The sequence below is a fragment of the Streptomyces sp. NBC_00028 genome, from assembly GCF_045041065.1.
Classification (GTDB): Bacteria; Actinomycetota; Actinomycetes; order Streptomycetales; family Streptomycetaceae; genus Streptomyces.
Map to the genome: position 1 here is coordinate 8390936 of NZ_CP108293.1, position 21284 is coordinate 8412219.

Consider the following 21284-nt stretch of genomic DNA (forward strand, 5'->3'; position numbering starts at 1 on the left):
GCTCGCCATCACCGCTCCTCCCTCCCTTCCAGCGCCGCGCGTTCGAACAGCCGGGCCGCCTCCAGGGGGTCGCCCGCGGAGCGGAAGGCCTCGGCGGCGCCCTCGTGGTCGCCCGTGGCGCGCAGGCGTGCGGCACGTTCGAGCGCCTCGCCGGGGTTGTGGTGGGGTGTCGCGGTGGGCCCTTGCGGGGTGCCGCTCGCCGTGGCCAGCGCGTCCAGGGCGTCGAGGAGTTCGCGGCCCGCCTTGGACAGGCCGGTGGAGACCTCGACCGGGTCCGGTGGGGCCCACAGGGTCCACAGGGGCACCATCGGTGCGAGCGGGAAGCGGTGCCGGCCGCCGTGCCAGCAGACCACCGCCGAGGTGCCGTCGAGGCCGAAGAGGTGAGCGCGGGCCGCGGGCGGCAGCGGGGGCGTGAGCGTGTGCCCGGACTCCAGGAACAGGCTGCCGGGACCGATGCGGTGCAGGGGAACGCCGAAGGGGAGGTCGCGGGCCAGGCCCGCCGGTTCGAGGAGCAGATGGTGACCGGGTCCCGGCAGCAGGAACCCCGCCTCGCCGAGCGGACGTCCCGGCAAGTACCGGCGCAGGAGCGGGAGTTCGTCGTCGTGCAGCAGGACCGCGTCGACCGCGGTGTCCGCGTGGGCGTCGGACACGACCCGCACCCGCGTCGACGGCACCCGCGCGGCCTTTGGCAACGCGTAGGCGCCGGGCGGGGGTTCGGCCGCCACACCGACCAGCTCGGTCGGCACCGGCGAGGGCGCTCCCAGCGGCTCAAGGCGCAGCGGAGGCCACTCCTCGCGGTCGCCGACCAGCCACAACTCCCCTTCGGGTACCGGGGAGTACAGCAGGGAGTCGTCGAGGGGAGGGCACAGGCGTACGTCCAGCAGCAGCCGTTCGCAGCCGGTCACCGGACGGCACACCGCCGTCCGGGGCAGCGCCGACAGGGCCACCAGCAGGGCGTGCGGCATCGCGTCCGGCGCTGTCAACGAGAAGGCCGTCAGCTCGCGTTGGGGTACGTCCGTGCTGTCCCAGGGCCGTGCCCGTACGGCGAGCGACGACACCTCGACGCCGAAGGCCAGCGCCTGCCGGACGACGGACGACAGCAGCTGCGGTGCCGTCAGGACCAGCAGGGTGCGGTGGTCGGCCCGGGCGGGCGGGGTCAGGGGGAGCCGGGAGACCAGGTCCACCAGGTCGAGCGCGGGCCAGGACAGCACCTCGCTCAACTGGTCGGGCCCGCCGCCGGGTTGGCCCGCGAGCGCCCCGTGTCCGAGGACCGGCCGAGGTGTGCCGCCGTGCAGGGTCAGCAGCTCGGTGCCGACCGTCGGGCCGATCACACTGAGCAGCCAGACCGCCCCGCCGCCCGGCTCCCCGTGGCAGCTCCACTGCGCCGCCCCCGCCCGGTGCAGCGCCTCCAGCGCGCCGAGAACCCGGTGCGGGGAGGCGAAACGGGCGGCGACGCGCCAGTCCACGGTGGGGGAGGGGGTGTACGTGACCGGCGGCGCCGGTGTCGGAGGGTCCTCCTCCGGCGGGCGTGCGGGGCGCACGCTGAAGCGGACGCCGTGGTCGTGGGAGCCGCTCGCCTGGCGGGGCGGCCTTGGCGGGGGCTGGACCGGAGGAGGCTGCGGGGTCGGCGGCGGAGCTCCGCGCGGCGCCGGGCGCGCCACGATCGGGGTCGGCGGGGTGCCGGCGGAAGGGGGCGTCTCCGGCGTGATGCGGTTCAGGAGACGCCGCAGAGGGCTCTCGCTGCGTTCCATCAGCGCCCCTCCGCCCGGCCGACGCCCGTGCCCGGACCGGTTCCGAGGGGGCTTCCGACGCCTGTCCCGGCGCCCTTCCCGACGTCCGCCTCGACGGGCGGTCCGGACGCCTCGACGGGTGGCCCGGACGGCAGCCAGGCGGTGGAGCCGAGCCGCTCGCCGGCCCACTCCCGCCAGCGGTCCAGTACGTCTGCGCCGCCCTGGGCGTCGTAGGCCGCCCGGAACAGCCGTGCCCCCCAGTCGAAGCGCTCGATCCGGTCCGCGGCCTCGACGCCCCAGTCCAGCGTCAGCCGGCGCTCGGTGCGCGCGGCCAGGGACGGCAGGCGGGCCTCGATCCGCGGGAGGAGGGCGAGGAGCGGGCCGGCCGGGCCGCCGCCGAGGCGGTCGGCGAGGGCGCGGGCGAGTTCGAGGCGGAGCTGCTGGGGTCCGTTGCCGACGGTGTCGGCGGCGGCCAGGAGCCGGCGGGCGGAGGTGATGTCACCGGCCAGGAGCAGCTCCCAGGCCGCCTCCGGTCTGCGGCCCCGCTCCTGCCAGCAACGGGCGGCGAGTTCGGGGCGGCCGAGGAGCCGGTAGCAGCGGGCCGCCTGTTCCGGGTGGCCGGCCTGCCGGTAGGTGCGCGCCGCGTGCTCCAGGTCGCCGGCCCGTTGGTAGGCGTCGGCCGCCGACCACTGCCAGCCGAGGAGGTCGTAGCAGCGGGCGGCCTCGGCGTGCGCCTGGGCCTCGGAGTAGCAGCGCGCGGCCTTGAGCAGCAGCCGGATGCGCCGGCTCATGAGGTCTCCCGCTCACCCGGCTCCGGACCCTCGACGTCCTCCTCCTGCGTGCGCCTCGGGGTCTGCGGTGTCGGATCGTGCCGTTGCAGGGGCCGCTCCTCGAACGGCGAGATCTCCTCGACGTCCGGCCGGCGCGCCAGGACCTGCCCCAGCTCGGCGCTGATCCGGTCGTGCTCGGCGTCGTGCTCGGGGCCGGAACCGGCGCCGATGTCGTCCACCTGGAACAGTTCGACCTCTCCGGTGTCCGTGTTGAACCGGAACCGCACCCGCACCCGCATCGATCAGTTCTCCCTCCCGGATCAGTTCCGCACGCCGTCGGGGCCCCACCCCCGCGCGGGCCTCGAAGTCAGTTCTCCATCCCGTCGAAGTCGATCTCGAACTCGATGTCGATGCCGCCGTCGGACTCCTGCTCCCGGATGCCGGTGGCGCCGTGCTGTCGGGCGAAGTCGAGCAGCGCCCGCTGATAGGCCGTGGCCAGCACGCCGTTCACGGCCCGCAGTCCGTCCTGCCCGAGCCGGGTGATGCGTTCGCGGTTGCGGGTCTCCAGATCGGCGCGGACCCGCTCGCGTTCCTCCGCCAGCCGGGCCCGCGCGTCGTCGTCCGCCGCCCGCTGGAGCCGGGCCTCGGCCGCGGCGGCCGCGGTGGTCGACTCCCGGTCCGCCTGCGCCCTCAGCCGTCCCGCCAGCTCGCGCGCCCGGCGCACGGCGTCGGCCTCGGCGACCACCTGCGCCTCGCGCTCGGCCACTTCACGGGTACGCCCGGCGAAACCGTCGGCGTAGTAGCGCCCTTCACCGCTGCCGGTGGCCTGCTCGCGGACCGCGCCGCGCACGGTCTCGGCGGCGTGGCCCTCCACGGTGACCTGGTCCTCCAGACGGGCGGTCACCACCAGTTCGCCGGTGGTGGGGTCGTAGCGGACCTGACCGTCCGTCAAGGTGAGCACATGGCCGCCGCCTTCGGCTCGCCAGCCGTCGGCCGTGGCGAGCGTCCGCTCGAAGACCTGCCGGGTGGCCTGCCCCAGGGTGCCGCCGAACGGATGGCGCACCTCCAGCTCGCTGACCACGGAGTCGCTGGCGCTGGCATGGCGCTCCAGGGCCAGTTCCCACGCCTCGACGACTTCTCTGGTGGCCTCGACACGGACCCTGCGCGGATTGCACATAGAGCTGGTTCCCCCTGATTCCGCAGCCGGGCGCGGGCGCCCGTAGCCGTGCGTCAGCCCTGGTCCAGCAAGGCCAGAGTGTGGTCGATGATACTCGCGAGCTCCCTCTCGCCCTCCCTGTTGCCCGGAACAGCGCGCCTCAACTCCAGCCTCAGTGCATTGAGTTGACGCAGGACGCGCTCCACGGACGCGGGCGGTGACCCGGCCCCGACCTGACGGCCGAGGACCCGCGCGTCGGAGACCAGGCGTTGTACGGTCCGGGCGGGTTCGTCGGGGTCCTCGGCGAGACCGCCGGTGCGTCGGCGTACCGCCTCCTGTACCACCGGCGCGTGCGCCGGGTCGGACCAGAAGTGTTCCAGCGGCCACAGATCGGCGGGCTCGGCCCGCACACGCTCCTGCCGCAGCGCCGCCGCGGCCACCAGCCGGAGCCCGCGGATGATCCGCCGGTCGGACAGGGTCACGCCCTGGCCGAGGAGTTCACGGATCAGCTCCGCGTAGTCCGGGGTCACCGCGCTCAGATCGGCGTGTGCCAGTTGCCGGTGCAGCCGGTCCAGGGTGGCCGCGTCGATCCACGCGTGCTCGTCACCGGCGGACGCGGCGCGGCCGAGGGCGGACCCCTTCTCCAAGAGCTCGTCCAGCCGGTTGCCGGCCACCGGCGGGATCGTCAGGCGCAGCAGGAACCGGTCGGCGAAGGCGAGCAACGAAGGGTCCTGCGGCAGGGAGTTGGCGGCGCCGACGAGGGTGATGAGCGGGACGACCTCGACGCCCTGGCCGTTGTGGAAGACACGCTCGTTCATCACCGTCAGCAGGGTGTTGAGGATCGGACTGCCGCTCTGGAAGATCTCGTCGAGGAACGCGACATGCGCCTGGGGCAGCATGCCGTCGGTGCGGAACCGGTACTCGTGGCCGCTCTGGAAGGCGGGCACGTCCACCGGCCCGAACAGCTCGGCCGGTTCGGTGAACCGGGTCAGCAGCCGTACGAAAGGACGGCTGCCGAGCCCGGCCGCGAACCGGCTGACGAGGTCCGTCTTGCCGGTGCCCGGCGGCCCCAGCAGCAGCACGTGCTCGTGCGCCAGCACCGCGACCTCCAGGAGGTCCAGGGCGAGCCGCCGCCCCACGAAGTGCTGGTCGATGCTGCGGCCGAGCGCCTTCAGACGTCGTACGGCGTTGAGGTCGTCGCCACTCCAGGTGGCCGTCGCGGTGCTCATCGGCGCTCCGAGATCATTTCCAGGCGGCCCTGCTGGAGGCGCCCCACCAGCCAGCCCAGCCGGCGTGCGTCGGGTTCGATGCCGTGCATGTGTCTGCCGACGAACGCGTCCCGCATCAGGGAGCGCAGCTCGTCGCCGTTGCGGCCCGCGGTGGCCTCCGCGATCAGTTCGAGCACCTCGTCGTCCAGGGAGATGTGATAGCGGCCCGCGTGGTGGCGCAGGATGGCCCGGCGGGCGGTGACGTCGGGCAGCGAGATGGCGATGGAGCGGAACCGGCTCGGCCGCAACAGCGCCTTGTCGATGATGTCGATGCGGTTCGTCGTGCCGATCACCAGCATCGGCACCTCGGGCCGGAAACCGTCCATCTCGGTGAGGATCTGCGCGACCACGCTGTTGCCGGCCCGGCTGCCGCCGTCGGGACGGTTGCTGCGCTCCATCGTGATCGCGTCGATCTCGTCGAAGACGATGACGGAGGGGGCGCTGCGCCGCGCGGACGCGAAGATCTCCCGCACCTTGCGCTCGCTCTCACCGACGTACATGTCGGTGACCTCGGGCCCGGACACGACCTGGATGGTGGCGTTCATGCCGTTGGCGATGGCCTTGGCGAACAGTGTCTTACCGGTGCCGGGCGGGCCGTAGAAGATGATGCCGCGCGGGACGAGTTCGGAGCGCACCTCCTCCATGTCGTCGGGCAGGCTCTGCGCGCCGCTGATGATGGCGAGCGTCTGCCGGATCTCGTCCTTGACCTCGTCGTAGCCGCCGATGTCGCCCAGCGTGACGTTGGGCACCTCGAAGTGCGAGGACTGCTGCGCCTTGAACGTCAACAGCGTCTCGCGCAGGTCCTGTTGGGTGGCCCGCTTCGGCTGCGTCCGGTGCTTCTCGTGGGCGTACCGCATGGCCTGACGCAGGCGTACGGGGTTCATGCCGGCGACGTGCTTGTAGAACTCGCGCGGCTGGAACCCCTCGAAGGTCTCGGCCTCCTCCCGCGTCACCAGGGCGGCCCCCAGGAGCGTCTCCTCGGTCTCCGGGGTCTTCACCTTCGGCGGCAGACCGCTGAGGGTGACCCGGGCGCTGAACCGCTCGGCCAGCACGTCCGGCAGCGGCAGGGTGGGGTCGGCGAAGGCGAGGACCAGCTGGTCGGGGAAGGCGTAGAGCAGCTCGACCAGTTCGCGCGCCTCGGCGTGCCGGCCGATGTCGGCGCTGCCGGCCAGCAGGTCGAGATGGGTGAGGACGATGACATCGCCCTCCTTCAACTCCTCCAGCTGGGCGCGGAGTCGGGCGAGACGGCGCTGACGCGTGCTCAGCTGCGCGCCGTTCATGTCGGCGACGGGGTCGCCGGACCCACGGCCGCCGCCGCCCTCGTCGTCCGCCGAGTCGTCGTCGAGCCGGATGCCGCGGCACTCAGCGAGCGTGACCATCTCCTCCCACAGATGGGTGACGATCAGCTTCTCGCTGATGACGAGGACGGGCAGCCGGCTGCGCAGCAGGGAGGCGACGCGTTCGATGTGCGGGTAGTAGGCGAGCCGGACGGCCTGGGCGTCGGTGATGCGGTCCGGGTGGTCGGCCGGTTCGGCCTCGGGTGCCGCTTCCACACCGCCGGTGTTCTCGGCGGGGGGCTTGGTCAGTGAGGTCGCAGTGGGCGGGGCCGGGATCCCGGGTGGCGCGAACAGCGGTGTACCGGGGTGGATCTCGGACCGCAGGCGGATGTCGGCGGCGAAGTCCGACCAGGGCCGCTCCAGCAACTCCTCGTCCAGCGGGTCCAGCAGCCACACCTCGCAGGAGGCCAGCACCTCCCGCAGCGGGCGGTCGCCCGCCGTGCCGAGCAGGTCCATCCGGTCGCCGTGGTCCGCGGTGGCCAGGCGCAGTGCTCTCGTCATCGGTCCAGCACCTCGCGCAACGCCTCGAACTCCCGGACCCGGCCGTAGATTCGGTGCAGTTCCGTGCCCCTGCGGTAGCCGCTGAGCAGCGGGCGGCGGCGCAGCTCCTCGGGATGGCGGCGGGCCAGTACGGACAGGGGCTGCCACCAGTCGAGGGTGGCCCGCGCCCACTGACCGGGCGCGTCGTCGTCGAGCAGCCGGGCCGGCGTCTCCCGCGCCAACTTCCTAACGTCGTCGGTGAGTTGGCGGTAGTGGCCGCCGTAGTGCAGCAGCGCTGTCTCGTACACCTCGTACACGACTGTTCTCTCCCCCGGGGTGAAGCGGAACCGGCGCAGCAGTGCCGCGCGGTGACGGGCGGTGGCGGGCGAGGACGGCGGTGCGGCGAGGCCCGCCACCGCCGCGCGTCTGCCCTCGGTGTGGTCGAGGAACCGGTCGAGAAGCTGCCCGCAGCGCTCCTCCGTGCCCGGTGGCGGAGCGTCAAGGAGGGCGGTGAGCGGGGAGGCGCGCAGCAGTGCCGTGCGCAGCTCGGCGTCGACCGGCGTCGCCGACAGGGCCCGCCCGACCAGGCCATGACGGGCCATCAGATCACGGACGGTGCCCGAGCCGCCCACGCCTTCCGCCATCAGGCGGGCCGTCGGCGGGTCGTCCCGCAGGGCCAGTGCCGCCGCGACCATCAGCGGCTCCAGGCCCGTCGGCCCACGGTCACCGAGGGGCGGGTCGGACAGCTGCAGCCGGGCCGCGGTGACGCGGGCCAGGCGTTCGAGGAGGACGACCGGGTCGTCGTCGCTCTCGCGCGGCGCGGCGGAGGTGGTCGGAGGCGGCAACGGGCTGCCGCCGGGCGCCGGTTCAGTGATGGCCCAGTGAAGGATGCGTACTACGGTGGCTGTCAGGGTCGTCATCGAGGTTCCGGATCGGACAGGGTGCCATCCAGTCGTCGGAGGAGGCGTAACAGGTCAGTACCCGCCGCCGCGAGGTGAGGTTGATCAGGGCCGCCACCTGCCAGGGGCGGCGGAAGGTGTCCCGGTGCAGGTCGATGTCGGTGCGGGACAGACCGATGGTGCGCTCGGTCTGGAACAGATGGGTGTGGTACCAGCCGACGAGCTGACGGTCGCCGAGCGTGCGGCTCATCGCGCGGAACGAGTCGCCGGTGAACGTGAAGTGCATCAGCGAGGCCCCCGAGTGCTCGGCGGGCAGCACCTCGTCGACGATCACCGCGTGCAGGGCGGGGTCGTCGGCCCGGCGGAAGGCCCGGCCGACCAGGAATCCGCCCTCCTCGATCTCGGTCGACAGCTCCATCTCCATCAGGCTGCGCTGCACCCCGGTGCCGAGCAGCACGGTCACCGGCGCCCCGGTGTCGCTGAGCGTCACGCCGTATTCGGTCAGGTCGAGCAGCGGGATCTCGGGCTCGGCGGCCGGGCGGATGCCGAACGGCAGCCGGGTGGAGCGCGAGACGTCGATGTCGTCCGTGCCGTCCACCACCGGGGGCAGCCGCTGCGCCGACTCCCCGTCCTCGGGCGAGGGCAGCCCGGCGATCCGGAACGCCCACCGGGGCTCCTCGGGTGCGATCTCCCGGGCGAGCCGGGCGAGTACGGGGCCGACGAGAGAGTTGACGGAGTAGGGCTTCTGGTAGACCACGCGTCCCTCCATATGGATCGCGACATGGATGTACCCGAAGTCGGCGCGGAGATTGGTGAGGTGGAGATCCCCCTCAGGGGTGTCGGTCTCGGAGGGGGCGGAGGTCGCGGGGGTCTCGGGCTCGTAGGTGTCGGGGCCGGGGTCGTTGCGCAGCATCAGCACGAAGCGGGGGCGGCCCTTGAAGGGGGCCGTCTCCGCCGCGAACGCCGGTTTCAGCAGCGCGATCAGTGGTTCGGTGCGCACCAGTTGGCGCGCTTCGCCCTGGAAGAGCTCGATGTCAAGTGCCATCGGCCACCCCGTCCGTCCGCCGTATCCGCAGCGCGCCGACGCGCAGCGCGCCGTCGTCGGGGGGTGGGGCGGGCACCGGCGGCTTGCCCCCGATGGCCTCGATCATGGCCGCACCATCCTCCGTCTGAGCCCAATATGCCGCGATTGGGTTGAAACTGTCCGAGATCTCGTAATTACGATACCCAGCCATGTCCACGAGCATCTGGCACAGTTGGCCGAAGTCCAGGGCGGGGCGCCAGGAGTGCGCCAGCACCCCCAGGCACACGGCCCCCTCGGCCTCGGGGTACTGCGGATCGGGTCCCTTGATGTTGGGGTGGAAGATCGGGCTCAGCCAGAAGACGGCCGGGGCGACCAGCGGGAAGTCCGGGCCCAGCAGGATCAGCAGATTGTGCTTGTCCTGCACCTCCGGACGCGGCAGCGCGCTCGCGCTCTGCTGGTCCGGGAGGCGTAGGCCCGGCCCTTTGAAGCGGATCTCGTAGTCGGTGGGGAACTCCGGGTCGTCGGTGTCGACGATCTCGAAGTCCTCGTGCTGGTCCGCGTAGCGATGCATCTCCTCGCGCACCCGGATGATCGCCTGCATCCTCAACTCGGCGTGCCCGGCGGTCGCTTCGGGGTACACGTTGAGCGTGTCGCCCTCGCGCACGCCCGCGTCGTGCAGGGACTGCGCCGGGTCCAGGCGGCGGAAGCTGCCGTCCGACTGCTGATGGTCGACGACGGTCCGCGGGCGCCGCCCCATCCGGCCCTCGTAGTGCGCCAGCACGGCGGCGGCGATGTCCCGCACCGGGGTGATCGACGGCACGCCCGCCAGGTCGTAGGGCTGCTGGTCGGGTCCGTTGACCCGGAGCGCCTCCAGCAGATAGGGGCGGTGGTCGTACACCTCCTGGAGGATCTCCAGGTCCGCCGGGGCGCCCGCGGCGACCAACCCGCCGCGTACGTCCTCGATCTGACCCAGGGTCAGTTCCCGCGTCAGGGACATCGCGATCTGCCCCACCTGGGCCTCCTCGCCCTGGCTGACGAAGAACAGCTCGGCGCGGGTGTCGAGGCGGCGCACCTCCTCGATGAACGCCGCGTGGTGCGTGCTGCACACGAAGACCAGGGTCGGGTAGGTCTCCGGCTCCGTCGGCGGCGCGGGCGCCGGCGTCGGCCCGGAGGGCGGCGGGCTGTGCCGCTCGGCGCGGGGCGGCTGCGGCGGCTCGGTGACCGGCTCCAACGCCTCCACGGAGGCCCGGAACACGGCGTTGCCCGGGTACTCGTTGTGCGCGGCACGGGCCAGCAGCGCCTCGCCGTCCACCAGTACGCCCGCGTCGATCAGACGGCGCACCTCCGACCAGTAGAACCGGGGGGACAGTTCCGTGGACGGCAGGCGGGCCTCGCGGAACCCGATCGACCGCAGGACGATCTCGCCCTCCTGGGGGTTGATCACCCGCTCCAGCTCGTTGTACAGCTCGTCCCTCACAGGACACCCTCCGTCGTCGCGCGCCGTGCCTCGGTCAAGTCGCCCTGTATGCCGTGCCGTTCCTCCCCGGTGGCGGCCAACTCGACGTACCGCAGCCCCGATCCGTCGCGTCGGACCACGGGCAGTACTTCACGCGGCGCCACCCCCAGTGCGCTCAGCCGCGCCGAGGCGGGCGCGGACCGCAGCCGGGAGGTGACGGCGCGCACCGCCGCCCGCCGCCGCACCGGCCTGCTGAATCCTGCCCAGGCGAGCGGCTCTTCGTGCACGTCGATGTGGCCCAACAGGTCGCCCACCGTGGCCTCGTGGTCCAGCGGCAGCACCGGGACCGCCCCGGGCAGCCGCTCGTGCAGCGGGCACTCCGGGTCGGGACGCCCGCGCGGCGGGGTGCCGGACAGCGGCACGGCGAGCCCGGCGGCGTCGACCCGCAACGGCGTGTCCGGCACCGACAGCCCCAGCAGCAGTCGTACGGCGAAATCGGCGAGCCATGCGCCGACCAGCGCGGACACCGGAGCCGAGGCGCCCACCTCGGCGGCCGGATCGGGCGCGGCGCACGACCACGGGTCGTCCTGCACCGCACGCTCGGCCGGACCGAGACCACAGGCCCGGCAGCGCCCGCCCGGCGGGTACCAGGCGACCTCGCCGCCCCACGCGTGCGTGCCGCCGTCGAGCATGCCGGTCCCGGCGAGCGTGCACCGCCCGGCAAGTGAGATCCGGGCGGCCCGGCTGTCCAGCGCGCTCACCACCAGGTCGGCCTCGCGGAGTTCGGCCAGCCCGGCCCCGGAGACATGTGGCGCCTCACGGGCGTCCACGACGGTGCCGGGCGCGAGGTCCGCCAGCGCCCCGGCAAGCACCCGCGCCTTGGGCCGGCCCACGTCCGCCGCGCGGAACAAGGGGCAGCGGCTGAGGTTGCTCACCGCGACCGTGTCCGGATCGCACACCACAAGGCGGCCCAGACCCGCAAGGGCCAGCGTCTGGGCCACCGTGTTGCCGAGGGCGCCGGCGCCCGCGAGGACGACCGTCGCCTCGGCGAGCCGCCGCTGGTCCCAGCCGGGGATCAGCGCGTGCCGCGCGAACCGGTCGCCGGTCACCTGGGGTCCCGCAGGGAGTTGAGCATCAGACACGGCACCCCGGGATGCTGGGCCTTCCAGTCGTCGTAGCAGACCAGGCCGTGGTCCGGGTCGCGGTGCACTGCGCTCGCGCAGTTCGGCGCGTCCGGCGCGCAGGTGCAGTGGATGACCACCTCGTCCGGCCGGAAGGTGTGCCCGCACACCCAGCAGCGGTGCCGGGTCGGAGCCCCGTCGCCCGGCCCCGGGTGGAGCCGCAGCAGCGGGTGGTCCCGGTGCAGCCGCACGGTGTTCAGCTCCGGCGGGGGCGGATTCGCCTCGTCCACGCCCCGGTGGAACAGCTCGGCCGCGGCGGAGGAGTGGCCGCCCGCCTCGGGGTTCAGACAGTCGAGGCGTCGGCTGCGGTGCTTGAGGACGACGCCGGGGCCGGTCTCCGCGCGCTCGATGGAGATCTGTTCGCCCAGCCGGAAGGAGTGATGGCAGACCGGGCAGGTGGTCCCGGCCGAGCCCAGCTTGCGCAGCAGCTGCGAGGTGACGACGGTGACCTCCTCGCCGGGCTCGCCGTCCGGCTGGGGCACGTCCACCGCCTCGCGGCGCCCGCCCGCCTGCCCCAGCAGGAAGTCGTACGCCGCCGGGCTCGGTCCGCCCCCGGCCGCCTGCCGTGCCTCCGCCTCGGCCTGTTCCCGGGCCTGGCTGCGCCGCCGTCGCTCGGCCACGTTCACCCCGGCGGGCACATGCACACTCACGGTGCGGGGCCGCTGCTCGCTCATCGGGCGCCGCCCTTCTGGTCGTGCCGCCCGGCTGTCCGGCGTGGCCCGACGGCCCGCCCCAGCAGGAAGTCGTACGCCGCCGGGCTCGGTCCGCCCCCGGCCGCCTGCCGTGCCTCCGCCTCGGCCTGCTCCCGGGCCTGGCTGCGCCGCCGTCGCTCGGCCACGTTCACCCCGGCGGGCACATGCACACTCACGGTGCGGGGCCGCTGCTCGCTCATCGGGCGCCGCCCTTCTGGTCGTGCCGCCCGGCTGTCCGGCGTGGCCCGACGGCCTGCCGATCGGACGGCGGGCGTGGGCGCCGGGAGGGTCGATCGCTCTTCGGGCACAGCTCCCGGTTCCGCTGCTCGGTCCTCGCATGTCGCCCCGGACCACGCCGTCCGGCCGCCCGGTGCGACCCCCGCGCTCGCCCCCGCGTCATACCGCGTCGCTCTCCCGCACCCGCACCGCGCGCCGCAGGTCCGGTAGCCCGCGGACACCCAGCCCCACGCCCGCCCGGCCAAGCCGGAAGGCCTTCTCCCAGGACTCGCCGAGGGCCAGCGCCGCGTAGTAGTCCCGGCAGAACGCCAGCGCGTCCTCGTCGTTCAGCTTCGCCGGGGCGCCGATGACCTCGCCCACGAAAGGTCTGACGACGTCCAGATACCGGCCCAGGTGACAGGCGTTGAGGACGGCGACCGTCACTCCGCCCACCGCGTCGAGGACCGCGGCGAGCGCCTTCGCGCTCACCGGGGCGACGGAGCCGTCGTCCTCCTCCAGCAGCAGATCGCCGTCGGTGGAGCCGTGCCCACCGAAGTGCAGGACGTCCGGCTTGTGTTCGATGAGCGCCGGGATCAGATCCCGGCGCCGGGTCGCCGCCGACAGCCTGATGTCGAGGACGCGGCGCCGGCCCCGGCGGGCGGCCTCCTCGATGGTGCGGTACTCGTGCCGCAGCTGGAGTCTGGACGCCTCCCGGGGGCCCGCCAGCAGACACAGCACGGTCAGCCGGTCGTCCGGCGATCCGCCCGGCGTCCGAGGGTCCACCGACCGGCTCAGCACCTCGTTCGCCGGGTAGTCCCGGTGCGCCGCCCGGACGAGGTCCTCCAGCGTGAAGCTGAACGCCCCGTGCTCGATCGTCAGACAGATCCGGAACCAGTGGCCGAGTGGCGCCTGGGAGCCCCCGAAGGGCGGCAGCCGGGTCAGATCGGCACCCAGCCCCCGCAGCAGCAGTTCCGCGCTGAGTGGGTCGGCGTACAGCTCCGCCAGTACGCGCAGCACCCCGTCCCGCTGCAGCTGCCCCGCCGTCAGTGCCGCCATGCGCGCTCCCCCCAGCCTCAGGTGATCCGACTGTACCGGGCCGGCTCGTACCCCCGACTGGCCTTTCACCAACAGGAGTTGATCATCCGTCAGGAACTGGTGAACCCCGAGTGCACTCATTTCGGTGCTCTGCCTGAAGCACCGCTCGCGTGGGCAGCGTTCTGTGATAGTTGGTGTCCGGGAGGGCTACGGGGAGGAGACACGGGGGTGGCGGAGTTCCGGGGCCGAAGGCCCGGGTCGGGGGACGGGGTGGAGGCGGTCTTCAGCCTTGAGGAGGACATCGGGGAACAGGGGCGCCTGGAGCAGCCGCCCTTCCGGACACGGAGGTACCGCAGGCTGCCCGGCCGGCATCCGGTCATGATGCAGGAGGCCGTCGGGCCCGAGGCCGAGCAGCGCATGCGGCGGCACTTCGAACTCTTCGGCAGCCTCGCCGACTTCCACGGCCCGCAGCTGCCGCGCCAGCTCACCCACGTCCTCGCCTACGACGACTCCACCCGCCCGCACCGGCTGCTCCTCGACGGCCGCGGCGTCCCCCTCTCCGGCTTCGAGACCCCGGACGTGCTGCACGGACCGGGGCTGCGCAGCGTGGTGCGGGACCTCTTCGAAGCCGTCGCCGGGCTGCACGAACCCCGGCTGGTGCACGGCCGGATCAGCCCCGAGCACCTGTGGTGGGACCCGGCCGAGGGACTCCAGCTCGGCGGTCTCGACGGAGCCGTGTACGCTACCGAGCCGCTGCCCGACCGTCCGGCGACCGCGTGGGACGCGCCCGGATTCCGGCCCGGCCTCCCCGCCTCGGCCGACCAGGACGTGCTCAGCGCCGCCCTCGTCGCGTTCTGGATGGCCACCGGCGAGACCCTGCCGCGCGGCTCCTCCCGCGAACACATCCACGCCGTCCTCGACCAGGGCCACGAGGAATGGCTCCAGGAACTCCTGCGCGCCGCCTTCCCGTTGGGCTCCGCCGTCTCCCCGCCCGCCCGTGAACTGGCCCGGCGCCTCGCCGACGGCGCCCCGCCGAGCGGCCTGTTCGAGCGGCCCCTCGCGGAACAGGCCAAACGCCGCGAGACCCTCGCCCGCGAGGAGTTCCGCGCCCTGCGCGCCCGCCAGCGCACCGGCGCCGGCCGACTGCGGGCCAACGGCTACGCCCCGCCCGCCGTACGCGCCCCGGGCCGGTGGGGACGGCTGGGGCGACGGCTGCGGATCGTCACCGACCGGCCGCTGCCCACCCTCGGCCCCGTCGAGTGCCCCATGTGCCTGCGGGCCCTGAACTGGGACACGGCCGAGCGGGTCGTCCTCGACGCCTCCGGCGGCATGCTGCCCGAGGCCGACCTGCCCACCCACTCCGCCGCCGAGCGGGACGCCCAGCTCGCCCGCACCTATGTGGTCTGCCCCGGCAACGACGACGTGCCCCAGCACGAACTCCCGTACCGCTACCCACTGTTCGGCACCGAACCGGTCCGTATCGGGCTCGTCGGCGCCTCCAGCACCGGCAAGTCCCATCTGCTGGCCGCGATGATCGACCAGGCCCGCAAGTCCACCGTCATGGCCCGCTACGGCCTGCGCGTGGAAGCCCTGGACCCCCAGCGCTACCACCTCTACCTCAACGAGGTCGTCGCCCCCTTCATCGACGGCCGCGAGGAACTCCTCGCCACCGCCGACCGCCCCGAACTGCGCTACTCCACCGGCCTGGTCGTCACCGACGAGCACTCCGGCCGCTCGCACAGCGTCGTCTTCTTCGACGTGGCCGGCGGCCGGCTGGAACGCCCCGGCCGCGAGTCCGACTTCCTCAACCGGCTCAGCGCCCTGCTCTGCGTCGTCGACCCGACCCGCGTGTACGGCCTGACCTCCCAGGGCGGTACGACCGGACGCGACCCGGCGTTCGAGCACGTCCGCCAGCGACTGCGCCAGCAACAGGCCAACCCCGCCCTGCCGTTCCTGCCGGTCCCCTGCGCCCTCGTCGTCACCAAGAGCGACCTGCTGCGCTTCCGCGGCTACCGCGAGATCGACGGCTGGCTGCACGAGAAGCCGGACGCCGAAGGCGACCTGAGCAGCGTGGAGCGGGAGAGCGAGGACGTGTACGCCTTCCTCGGCGCCCGCGGCGGCGGCGACTGGCTGCAACTCGCCGGCGAGTGCCAGGGCTCCACCCTGCACCTCGCCTCCGCGACCGGGACCGGCCCCCGCGCCCAGGCCGACCAGGCCGCGGCCCGCCGCTTCGACGAGGCGCTGTTCCGCCAACACCGGGTACTGCGACCGTTGTTGGCGCTGCTCGCCATGAAGGGCGTCATGACGGGGCCGGCCGCCGACGCCCTGCTGCTCGGACGGGGGCCCGGCACATGAGCCTGCCCGCGCGCGGCGGCCCCCGCGCCGACATCACCGTCTACCAGTGGTCCGAGCGCTCCCTCACCGGCCGCGGCGACGTCGGCCCGGTCGCCACCTCCCTCGACCGCGAGGCCCTGCTGCGCTGGAACAGCCGGATCGAGCACATGGTGTGGGCCACCCAGGAGCACCCCGGCGACACCGCACCGGGCTTCGTCTACCTCCGGCACGACCACGAGGCCGCCGTCCTGCGCAAACTTCCGGTCCGCGACCCGCACGGCCGGGCCGGGTCCACCCTCACCTACGTCCTGACCGGCCCGGCCGCCGGCATCGACCTGCACCTCGCGCTCGCCGCCTGCCGCAGCGACTGGGACGACTGGCTGCCGCCGCCCGTCCGGCAGAGCGCCCTCCTCGACGGCCAGGCGGCCCGGGGGAGCGGCGCCGAGCGGCTGGAACGGGTCCCGCTGGACCTCGTACGGCAGTTGCTGATCGACGAGCAACACCTCCTCGGTGTCCTCGACACGGCGGCCGAGGAGGTGCCCGACGACCTGCTGGTGCGGCTCGTCGAGGCGGTCATGGACGAGCCCGGGGCGCCGCTCACGGTGGTCGGTTCACCGGTCGACGGCGAGGTCGTCGTGCACGCCCTGGCCGGGCTGCTGGGCCGGGTGGTGCTGGGCAGCTGGGGCTTCGCCACCCGGGAGGAGAACGACGGGGCGAAGGACCTGCCCCAGTTCGTCTTCGTACGCGGCGACGGCACCGGGACCCGGCACTCCGGCCGGCGCCGCGTCGACGTCAAGGCCGACCCCGGCCCGCCCGGCCCCTTGCGCGACCAGGCCGCACGCCTCGTCGCCTTCCAGCGGCGCCGCGGTGCCGACGCCCTCAGCCGGCTGCTGCCGGACCAGCCGATGGCCAGCGCCTCGAAGATCCGTGAGTGGGCGTCCGGACACCAGGTGGCGCCCGGGCTCATGACCGATGTGATGAGCCTGCTGGAGGCGGCCCCGACCGGTGACCTGTCGGACCGCGAGGACGCCTATCTGCGCAGCGCCACCGCGATCCCCCGGATACAGCTGGAACTCGACCGCGCCACCGAGGGGCAGCTGGCCCGGCTCATGGCCCTGTGGCGCCCCGACACGCTCGAACTCCAGCCCTACCGGCATCTGCGGGACGAGATCCACACCTGGGCGCTGCACCGCTGCTTCGACGGCGGTGGCCCGGACCTGCTGCGCGAACTCACCGTGGCGCCACCGGGCGGGCGGGTGGTGTTCCGGGTGATGGAGGAGCGGCTGGAGAGCGCCGCGCGCAGACACGCGAGCTTCGACGTGCTGCCCCTGCTGCGGATCGCCCTGCGGATCGGCGTCGCCGACAGCGTGCTGAACGACATGGTCCGGGTGCTCGTGGCCCGCTTCAGCATGACGTTCCTGCTGGGCGAGGTCGACCGGATCAGCAGGATCGCCCCCGCCCAGGCCCGCGTCCTGCTGGAGAGCTGCACCGGGCACCGCGGCGGCAAGGAGCGGCTCAACCCCTTCGACGCCCTGCGCCGCACCCAGTTCCACGCCGAGGCCGTGGACCGGATGGCGCCGCAGAACCCCTGGCAGGCGGTGCATCTGTACCGGCTGCTGCTGCTCTGCACCCTGGGGGCGCAACTGGGGCAGCGGGACGTACTGGAGGTGCTGGACGCGGCGGGGCGCAACCCGTCGCCCGCTCTGCTCCAGGCGCTTCTCGACAGCTGCCGGCGCGGGAAGGCGCAGGACACCGTCCAGAGCGTCGTCGTCCAGCAGTACTTCCAACAGCATCTGCCCGGCCGGCCGCACGACGGGGACCACGGCCCCGACCGCCGTGGTCCCCGGTACTGAGGGAGAGGTCTTGTCCAGCAGGAAACCCGACACCCACCAGCCCGCGCCCCCGGCGCCCGAACCCTCCGTGGCGCTGCGGGCCGCCGCCGACCGGCTGACCGAGCTGGCCGGCGAGTGCCCTGAGGAGAGCACCGGGCGCTCCGTCCTCACCTGGATCGCCGACGACGCCCGGGCCGGTGGCCGGGCCCTGTCCGGCGTCAACCTGCTGCACGCCTATCCGCCCGAGGTGCTGGTGCCGGACGAGGAGCCACGCAACAGCGGGCTGATCGCCGTCGTGTCCACCGCGCGGGACGTGTCCGTGTTCCTGCCGATCGTGCTGACGTGGCTCTCCCTGTGGTTCGCCTTCCAGGACTTCCAGGACTCGGCGAAGGGCACCAACTTCCTGAAGCTGTGGGCCTCCGGCTTCGGCGGCACCGCGGTCCTGCTCGTGGTGCTGCTCATCGGCGGCGTGGTCCTCGCCACGATGTGGCTGCAACGCCTGGAATGGGCCGCCGAGCACGAGGCGTCCCGCACCCGGCTGCGCACCCGGGTCGGCGGCGAGCTGACCCTCCTCACCATGGAGCTCTCCAAGCACGCGGTCCTGGAGGCCCAGGTCGTCCCGGCCGGCCAACTCGTCGGCATCGCACGGGACATCACCCGCAGCACGGCCGAACTCTCCCGCACCCTCTCCGACAGCGCCGACCGCATGGAGCGGATCTTCGCGCCAGGACCGGAGGGCACCTTCGTCACCGCCCTCGACCAATGGACGCGTTCCGCGGGTGAGTTGGGCGAGATGGGCCGCTCCCTGACCGTGCCGCACCAACTCCTGCGCGACTTCGCAAAGATGCGCGACGACCTGCGCGGCGACGAACAGGCCACCCGCGAGTCCCTCACCCGCCTCCTCGCCGAACTGCGCCGCGCGGCCGGCAGCTCCCAGGAGGCCAACCGGGTGCACGCCACCGTCGCCGACGAGGTCACCGAGACCACCCGCAGGGTCGGCGAGGCCATGGGCGTCCTCAACGACAACAGCGAGCGGATGTACGCCTACATGGACGCCCTGGAGCGGGTGCTCGCGCTGCTGCAGAACGGGGGCGGGGCCGGCGGGTACGGTTCCGGCCCGGGTCCGATGTCGAACTCCGGCGGCCCGTCCACGGGCCCCCACGGCGGTCCCTCCCACGGCCCCTACAACGGCAACGGGCATCCCGGCGGTGGCTCCCGCGGGCCCGCCGCCGCGGCGCCGCCCCCGCCGCCCCGCCCCGACACCGGAGGCTCCGACACCACGGGCCCCGACACCGGAGCCGCGACGCCGCCGCCCCGCCGGCCCGGTGACGACTGGTACAACGGGGAACAGCGGTGAGGCGACGCCCCCAGGGCGCCGGTATCGCCCCGCGCCATCTCGCGGGCTGGCTCTTCGCGGACCTGTTCCTGGTGCTCTTCCTGGTCGTGCTCGGCATGGTCGCCTCGGACGGCACCGGTGCGGCGGGCGCGAAGAAGTCCCCGAAGCCCTCGTCCTCGCCGTCGCCCTCCGCCTCGCCGTCCCCGTCACGCACGGCGAAGGGACCGACCGGCCTCGACCCGAAACGGCACACCATCGCCGTGTCCCTGTCCTCGGGCGCGACGGGACGCGCCTCCGGCAAGGGAAACCTCAACGCCGCCGACCGCAAGAAGATCGTCGCGGCCCTCGACAAGGAGATGCGCGCGAGCGGCGACGGGCGCCGGATCGGCATGGTCATCACCTTCGGCGTCGCCCCGCAGTCGATGCTCGGCGCGGCGACCGACCTCGCGGAGGACGTCAACGCCACCCTCAAGTCCCGCCGCCCCCAGGCCTTCTGCGGCGGAAACGTGGGCACGCGCCCGTTCTGGTCCGGGGGGTCGGCGGACCGGGTGGAGATAGAGCTGTACTACATCAACGCGTGCGAGGGCGGCCGATAGGACGCCCCGCGGCTCATCCCAGGCGCGGGATCTCGATAGCGGGGCAGCGGTCCATCACCATGTCGAGTCCCGCCGCCCGCGCACGGTCGTACGCCGCCTCGTCGATCACGTCGAGCTGGAACCAGACCGCCTTGGCACCCTTGGCGATCGCCTCGTCGACGACCGGGCCGGCGAGATCGCTGTTGACGAAGACATCGACCACGTCCACGTCGAAGGGGATGTCGGCGAGCGAGGCATAGCCCTGTTCGCCGTGCACGGTCTCCGCCTTCGGATGCACGGGCACGATCCGCTTGCCGTAGCGCTGGAGCACCTCGGCCACGCCGTACGCCGCACGCCGCCGGTTCGAGGACAGGCCGACCACCGCCCAGGTGTCGCCGCTCTCGGTGAGCATCTTGCGGACCGTCGCTTCGTCTCCGTACACCGTGGGTCTCCTGGAGGGTCTCCGGTTGCTGTGACGTCCCGCACAACAGCGCACCGCGCCCGCGGATTCCCCGGTACGACGTCCCGCGCGCACCCCTGACCCACCGGCCCACGCACCCCTGCGCACCCGCCACCCTGTCCGGAATCCGCGCCACCTGCCTGCGGACGGCCGCCGTCCCGCCTACGCTCACCCCGTGCTGCGCATCATCGACGCCCGAACCGGCGACCCGGTCGAGGCCGCCCCCGCCCGCCGTGGCCTGACCCGTGTCGAGGCGCATGTGCCGGGCCTCGACGACACCGCCCGGCGGGTGCTGCTCGTCGCCGACACCCTTGTACGCGCCCTCGAACTCGGCGGCACGCCGGTGTGGGCGCTGCTCGACAGCGCGGAGCACCGGCCCGAGGTACGGGCGGCCGCCGCGGCGCTCGGCGTGCGGCCCTTCGAGGACGGCCGGGAGGCGGGCAGAGGGCCCGGCGGGGCACAGGCCGTCCATGTGGTGGCGGAGGACAGCACCGCACCGGACACGGAGGGGATCCGGCTCTCCGTCGCCGCCGTCGACGGGCCGGCGCAGGGCGTCGACCCCGACGTACTGCGGCTCGCCCTGCTGTCGACGCGCCGGGACCTGACCGCACGGCTCGACGCGACCGCCCTCCAGGACGCCCACGACACCCTCGTACGGTGGCGCCGCGCCGTCGCCGCGTGGGCGCGCGAGCCGTCCCGGCCGGTCCCCGACGAGGTGCGCGCGGAACTGCGCGCGGCCTGGGAGGACGACCTCGACGTACCCGGCGTCCTCCGGGTCCTGAGGTCGGTCGAGACCTCCGGCCTCCCGGCCGGCGCCCGCTTCGAGACGTACGCCTACGCGGACCGGCTCCTCGGTCTCGAACTCACCCGCGATCTGGGAGCGCCCGCGTGATCGCGCGCGCCGGAGCGGGCCCGCTGCGCCGTCTGGTCGTGCTGCGGCACGCGAAGTCGGCCTGGCCCGAGGGCGTGCCGGACCATCGGCGGCCGCTCGCCCCGCGGGGCCGCCGGGACGCCCCGGCCGCGGGCCGCGCGCTCGCCGAGGCCGACTGCCTGCCCGACCTCGCCCTGTGCTCCACCGCCGTACGCGCCCGTCAGACCTGGGAGCTGGCCGCCGCCCAGTGGGGCACCCCGCCCCCGGTCCGCCATGACGCCCGGCTCTACGGCGCCGACGTGCCCGAACTCCTGGAGGTCGTGCGCGAGGTGCCCGCCGAGGTCGAGACGCTGCTGCTCGTCGGCCACAACCCCGGTCTGGAGGACCTCGTCCTCCAGCTCGCCGGCGACGGCCTCGACGACACCCTCGAGACGGTCCGGGTGAAGTTCCCGACGTCGGCGATCGCGGTGCTGGCCTGGCGTGGGGCGGCTTGGGAGGGACTGGCCCCGGGGACGGCGCTGCTGACGGCGGTGACGGTGCCGCGGGGGAAGAAGGCGCGGTGAGCAGGCGGCGCGACCGGTGAGCCACATCACCCGTGCGGGCGACCCGAGCCGATGCGCATAGGCTGGCCC

20 protein-coding genes are annotated in these 21284 nt (G+C 73.8%); 6 read left to right on the forward strand and 14 right to left on the reverse strand.

Annotated elements, in window-relative coordinates; translation table 11 throughout:
• Positions 1-8: 8 nt before the first annotated feature.
• The 13 genes from OG885_RS37875 to OG885_RS37935 all read right to left on the reverse strand — a co-directional run bounded on the left by OG885_RS37875 (position 9) and on the right by OG885_RS37935 (position 13265).
• Positions 9-1751, reverse strand: coding sequence for a hypothetical protein (locus OG885_RS37875; protein WP_405739704.1), 1743 nt, complete (start codon positions 1749-1751; stop codon positions 9-11).
• Entirely contained in the window at positions 1751-2521 is a 771-nt protein-coding gene (locus OG885_RS37880; protein WP_405739706.1) for a hypothetical protein, read from the reverse strand. The genes OG885_RS37875 and OG885_RS37880 overlap by 1 nt, the downstream gene beginning before the upstream one ends.
• Positions 2518-2799 carry a hypothetical protein gene (locus OG885_RS37885; protein WP_405739708.1) on the reverse strand — a complete coding sequence of 94 codons (282 nt, stop codon included), beginning with the start codon at positions 2797-2799 and terminating at the stop codon, positions 2518-2520. The genes OG885_RS37880 and OG885_RS37885 overlap by 4 nt, the downstream gene beginning before the upstream one ends.
• Positions 2800-2867: 68 nt before the next feature.
• Positions 2868-3677: a hypothetical protein gene (locus tag OG885_RS37890; RefSeq protein ID WP_405739711.1), complete on the reverse strand. Its 810-nt coding sequence runs from the start codon at positions 3675-3677 to the stop codon at positions 2868-2870.
• A gap of 53 nt (positions 3678-3730) precedes the next feature.
• Positions 3731-4885 carry an AAA family ATPase gene (locus OG885_RS37895; RefSeq protein WP_405739714.1) on the reverse strand — a complete coding sequence of 385 codons (1155 nt, stop codon included), beginning with the start codon at positions 4883-4885 and terminating at the stop codon, positions 3731-3733.
• Positions 4882-6762, reverse strand: a complete 1881-nt coding sequence (locus OG885_RS37900; RefSeq protein ID WP_405739717.1) for an ATP-binding protein — start codon at positions 6760-6762, stop codon at positions 4882-4884. The genes OG885_RS37895 and OG885_RS37900 overlap by 4 nt, the downstream gene beginning before the upstream one ends.
• Complete coding sequence (locus OG885_RS37905) at positions 6759-7661, reverse strand: hypothetical protein (RefSeq protein ID WP_405739720.1); 903 nt, start codon at positions 7659-7661, stop codon at positions 6759-6761. Before OG885_RS37905 ends, OG885_RS37900 begins: the two co-directional genes overlap by 4 nt.
• Positions 7609-8685 (reverse strand): JAB N-terminal domain-containing protein, encoded by a 1077-nt coding sequence (locus OG885_RS37910; protein WP_405739722.1) that lies wholly within the window; start codon positions 8683-8685, stop codon positions 7609-7611. Before OG885_RS37910 ends, OG885_RS37905 begins: the two co-directional genes overlap by 53 nt.
• Positions 8675-10141, reverse strand: coding sequence for a ubiquitin-conjugating enzyme E2 (locus OG885_RS37915; protein WP_405739725.1), 1467 nt, complete (start codon positions 10139-10141; stop codon positions 8675-8677). Before OG885_RS37915 ends, OG885_RS37910 begins: the two co-directional genes overlap by 11 nt.
• Entirely contained in the window at positions 10138-11229 is a 1092-nt protein-coding gene (locus OG885_RS37920) for a HesA/MoeB/ThiF family protein (protein WP_405739728.1), read from the reverse strand. The genes OG885_RS37915 and OG885_RS37920 overlap by 4 nt, the downstream gene beginning before the upstream one ends.
• Entirely contained in the window at positions 11226-11975 is a 750-nt protein-coding gene (locus OG885_RS37925) for a hypothetical protein (RefSeq protein ID WP_405739731.1), read from the reverse strand. The genes OG885_RS37920 and OG885_RS37925 overlap by 4 nt, the downstream gene beginning before the upstream one ends.
• Positions 11972-12193 carry a hypothetical protein gene (locus OG885_RS37930; RefSeq protein WP_405739734.1) on the reverse strand — a complete coding sequence of 74 codons (222 nt, stop codon included), beginning with the start codon at positions 12191-12193 and terminating at the stop codon, positions 11972-11974. Before OG885_RS37930 ends, OG885_RS37925 begins: the two co-directional genes overlap by 4 nt.
• Positions 12194-12389: 196 nt before the next feature.
• Positions 12390-13265 carry an effector-associated domain EAD1-containing protein gene (locus OG885_RS37935; RefSeq protein ID WP_405739737.1) on the reverse strand — a complete coding sequence of 292 codons (876 nt, stop codon included), beginning with the start codon at positions 13263-13265 and terminating at the stop codon, positions 12390-12392.
• A 207-nt stretch (positions 13266-13472) separates the two neighbouring features.
• Here OG885_RS37935 and OG885_RS37940 point away from each other — a divergent pair, with 207 nt between their 5' ends.
• From OG885_RS37940 to OG885_RS37955, 4 genes are read left to right on the forward strand one after another with little or no spacing between them, the layout of a single operon-like run.
• Positions 13473-15599, forward strand: a complete 2127-nt coding sequence (locus OG885_RS37940; protein WP_405739740.1) for a hypothetical protein — start codon at positions 13473-13475, stop codon at positions 15597-15599.
• Positions 15596-17431 (forward strand): hypothetical protein, encoded by a 1836-nt coding sequence (locus OG885_RS37945; protein WP_405739743.1) that lies wholly within the window; start codon positions 15596-15598, stop codon positions 17429-17431. The genes OG885_RS37940 and OG885_RS37945 overlap by 4 nt, the downstream gene beginning before the upstream one ends.
• A 10-nt stretch (positions 17432-17441) precedes the next feature.
• Positions 17442-18767, forward strand: a complete 1326-nt coding sequence (locus OG885_RS37950) for a hypothetical protein (RefSeq protein ID WP_405739745.1) — start codon at positions 17442-17444, stop codon at positions 18765-18767.
• Positions 18764-19342 carry a hypothetical protein gene (locus tag OG885_RS37955; protein WP_405739748.1) on the forward strand — a complete coding sequence of 193 codons (579 nt, stop codon included), beginning with the start codon at positions 18764-18766 and terminating at the stop codon, positions 19340-19342. The genes OG885_RS37950 and OG885_RS37955 overlap by 4 nt, the downstream gene beginning before the upstream one ends.
• Before the next feature lie 13 nt (positions 19343-19355).
• Here OG885_RS37955 and OG885_RS37960 read toward each other — a convergent pair whose 3' ends face one another.
• A complete protein-coding gene (locus tag OG885_RS37960; protein ID WP_405739751.1) occupies positions 19356-19763 on the reverse strand; it encodes a CoA-binding protein in 408 nt (135 codons plus the stop codon).
• Between the two features lie 193 nt (positions 19764-19956).
• Here OG885_RS37960 and OG885_RS37965 point away from each other — a divergent pair, with 193 nt between their 5' ends.
• Together OG885_RS37965 and OG885_RS37970 are read left to right on the forward strand one after the other, a co-directional pair.
• Positions 19957-20673 carry a hypothetical protein gene (locus OG885_RS37965; protein ID WP_405739754.1) on the forward strand — a complete coding sequence of 239 codons (717 nt, stop codon included), beginning with the start codon at positions 19957-19959 and terminating at the stop codon, positions 20671-20673.
• Entirely contained in the window at positions 20670-21215 is a 546-nt protein-coding gene (locus OG885_RS37970) for a SixA phosphatase family protein (protein ID WP_405739757.1), read from the forward strand. The genes OG885_RS37965 and OG885_RS37970 overlap by 4 nt, the downstream gene beginning before the upstream one ends.
• Positions 21216-21284 lie beyond the last annotated feature (69 nt).

What these genes read in the sequence shown, in the direction of transcription:
- OG885_RS37945 (WP_405739743.1), top strand. Translation starts at nt 15,596, where the DNA reads ATGAGCCTGCCCGCGCGCGGCGGCCCCCGCGCCGACATCACCGTCTAC.
- OG885_RS37910 (WP_405739722.1), bottom strand. Translation starts at nt 8,685, where the DNA reads ATGGCACTTGACATCGAGCTCTTCCAGGGCGAAGCGCGCCAACTGGTG.
- OG885_RS37885 (WP_405739708.1), bottom strand. Translation starts at nt 2,799, where the DNA reads ATGCGGGTGCGGGTGCGGTTCCGGTTCAACACGGACACCGGAGAGGTC.
- OG885_RS37890 (WP_405739711.1), bottom strand. Translation starts at nt 3,677, where the DNA reads ATGTGCAATCCGCGCAGGGTCCGTGTCGAGGCCACCAGAGAAGTCGTC.
- OG885_RS37875 (WP_405739704.1), bottom strand. Translation starts at nt 1,751, where the DNA reads ATGGAACGCAGCGAGAGCCCTCTGCGGCGTCTCCTGAACCGCATCACG.
- OG885_RS37930 (WP_405739734.1), bottom strand. Translation starts at nt 12,193, where the DNA reads ATGAGCGAGCAGCGGCCCCGCACCGTGAGTGTGCATGTGCCCGCCGGG.
- OG885_RS37905 (WP_405739720.1), bottom strand. Translation starts at nt 7,661, where the DNA reads ATGACGACCCTGACAGCCACCGTAGTACGCATCCTTCACTGGGCCATC.
- OG885_RS37935 (WP_405739737.1), bottom strand. Translation starts at nt 13,265, where the DNA reads ATGGCGGCACTGACGGCGGGGCAGCTGCAGCGGGACGGGGTGCTGCGC.
- OG885_RS37880 (WP_405739706.1), bottom strand. Translation starts at nt 2,521, where the DNA reads ATGAGCCGGCGCATCCGGCTGCTGCTCAAGGCCGCGCGCTGCTACTCC.
- OG885_RS37900 (WP_405739717.1), bottom strand. Translation starts at nt 6,762, where the DNA reads ATGACGAGAGCACTGCGCCTGGCCACCGCGGACCACGGCGACCGGATG.
- OG885_RS37925 (WP_405739731.1), bottom strand. Translation starts at nt 11,975, where the DNA reads ATGAGCGAGCAGCGGCCCCGCACCGTGAGTGTGCATGTGCCCGCCGGG.
- OG885_RS37895 (WP_405739714.1), bottom strand. Translation starts at nt 4,885, where the DNA reads ATGAGCACCGCGACGGCCACCTGGAGTGGCGACGACCTCAACGCCGTA.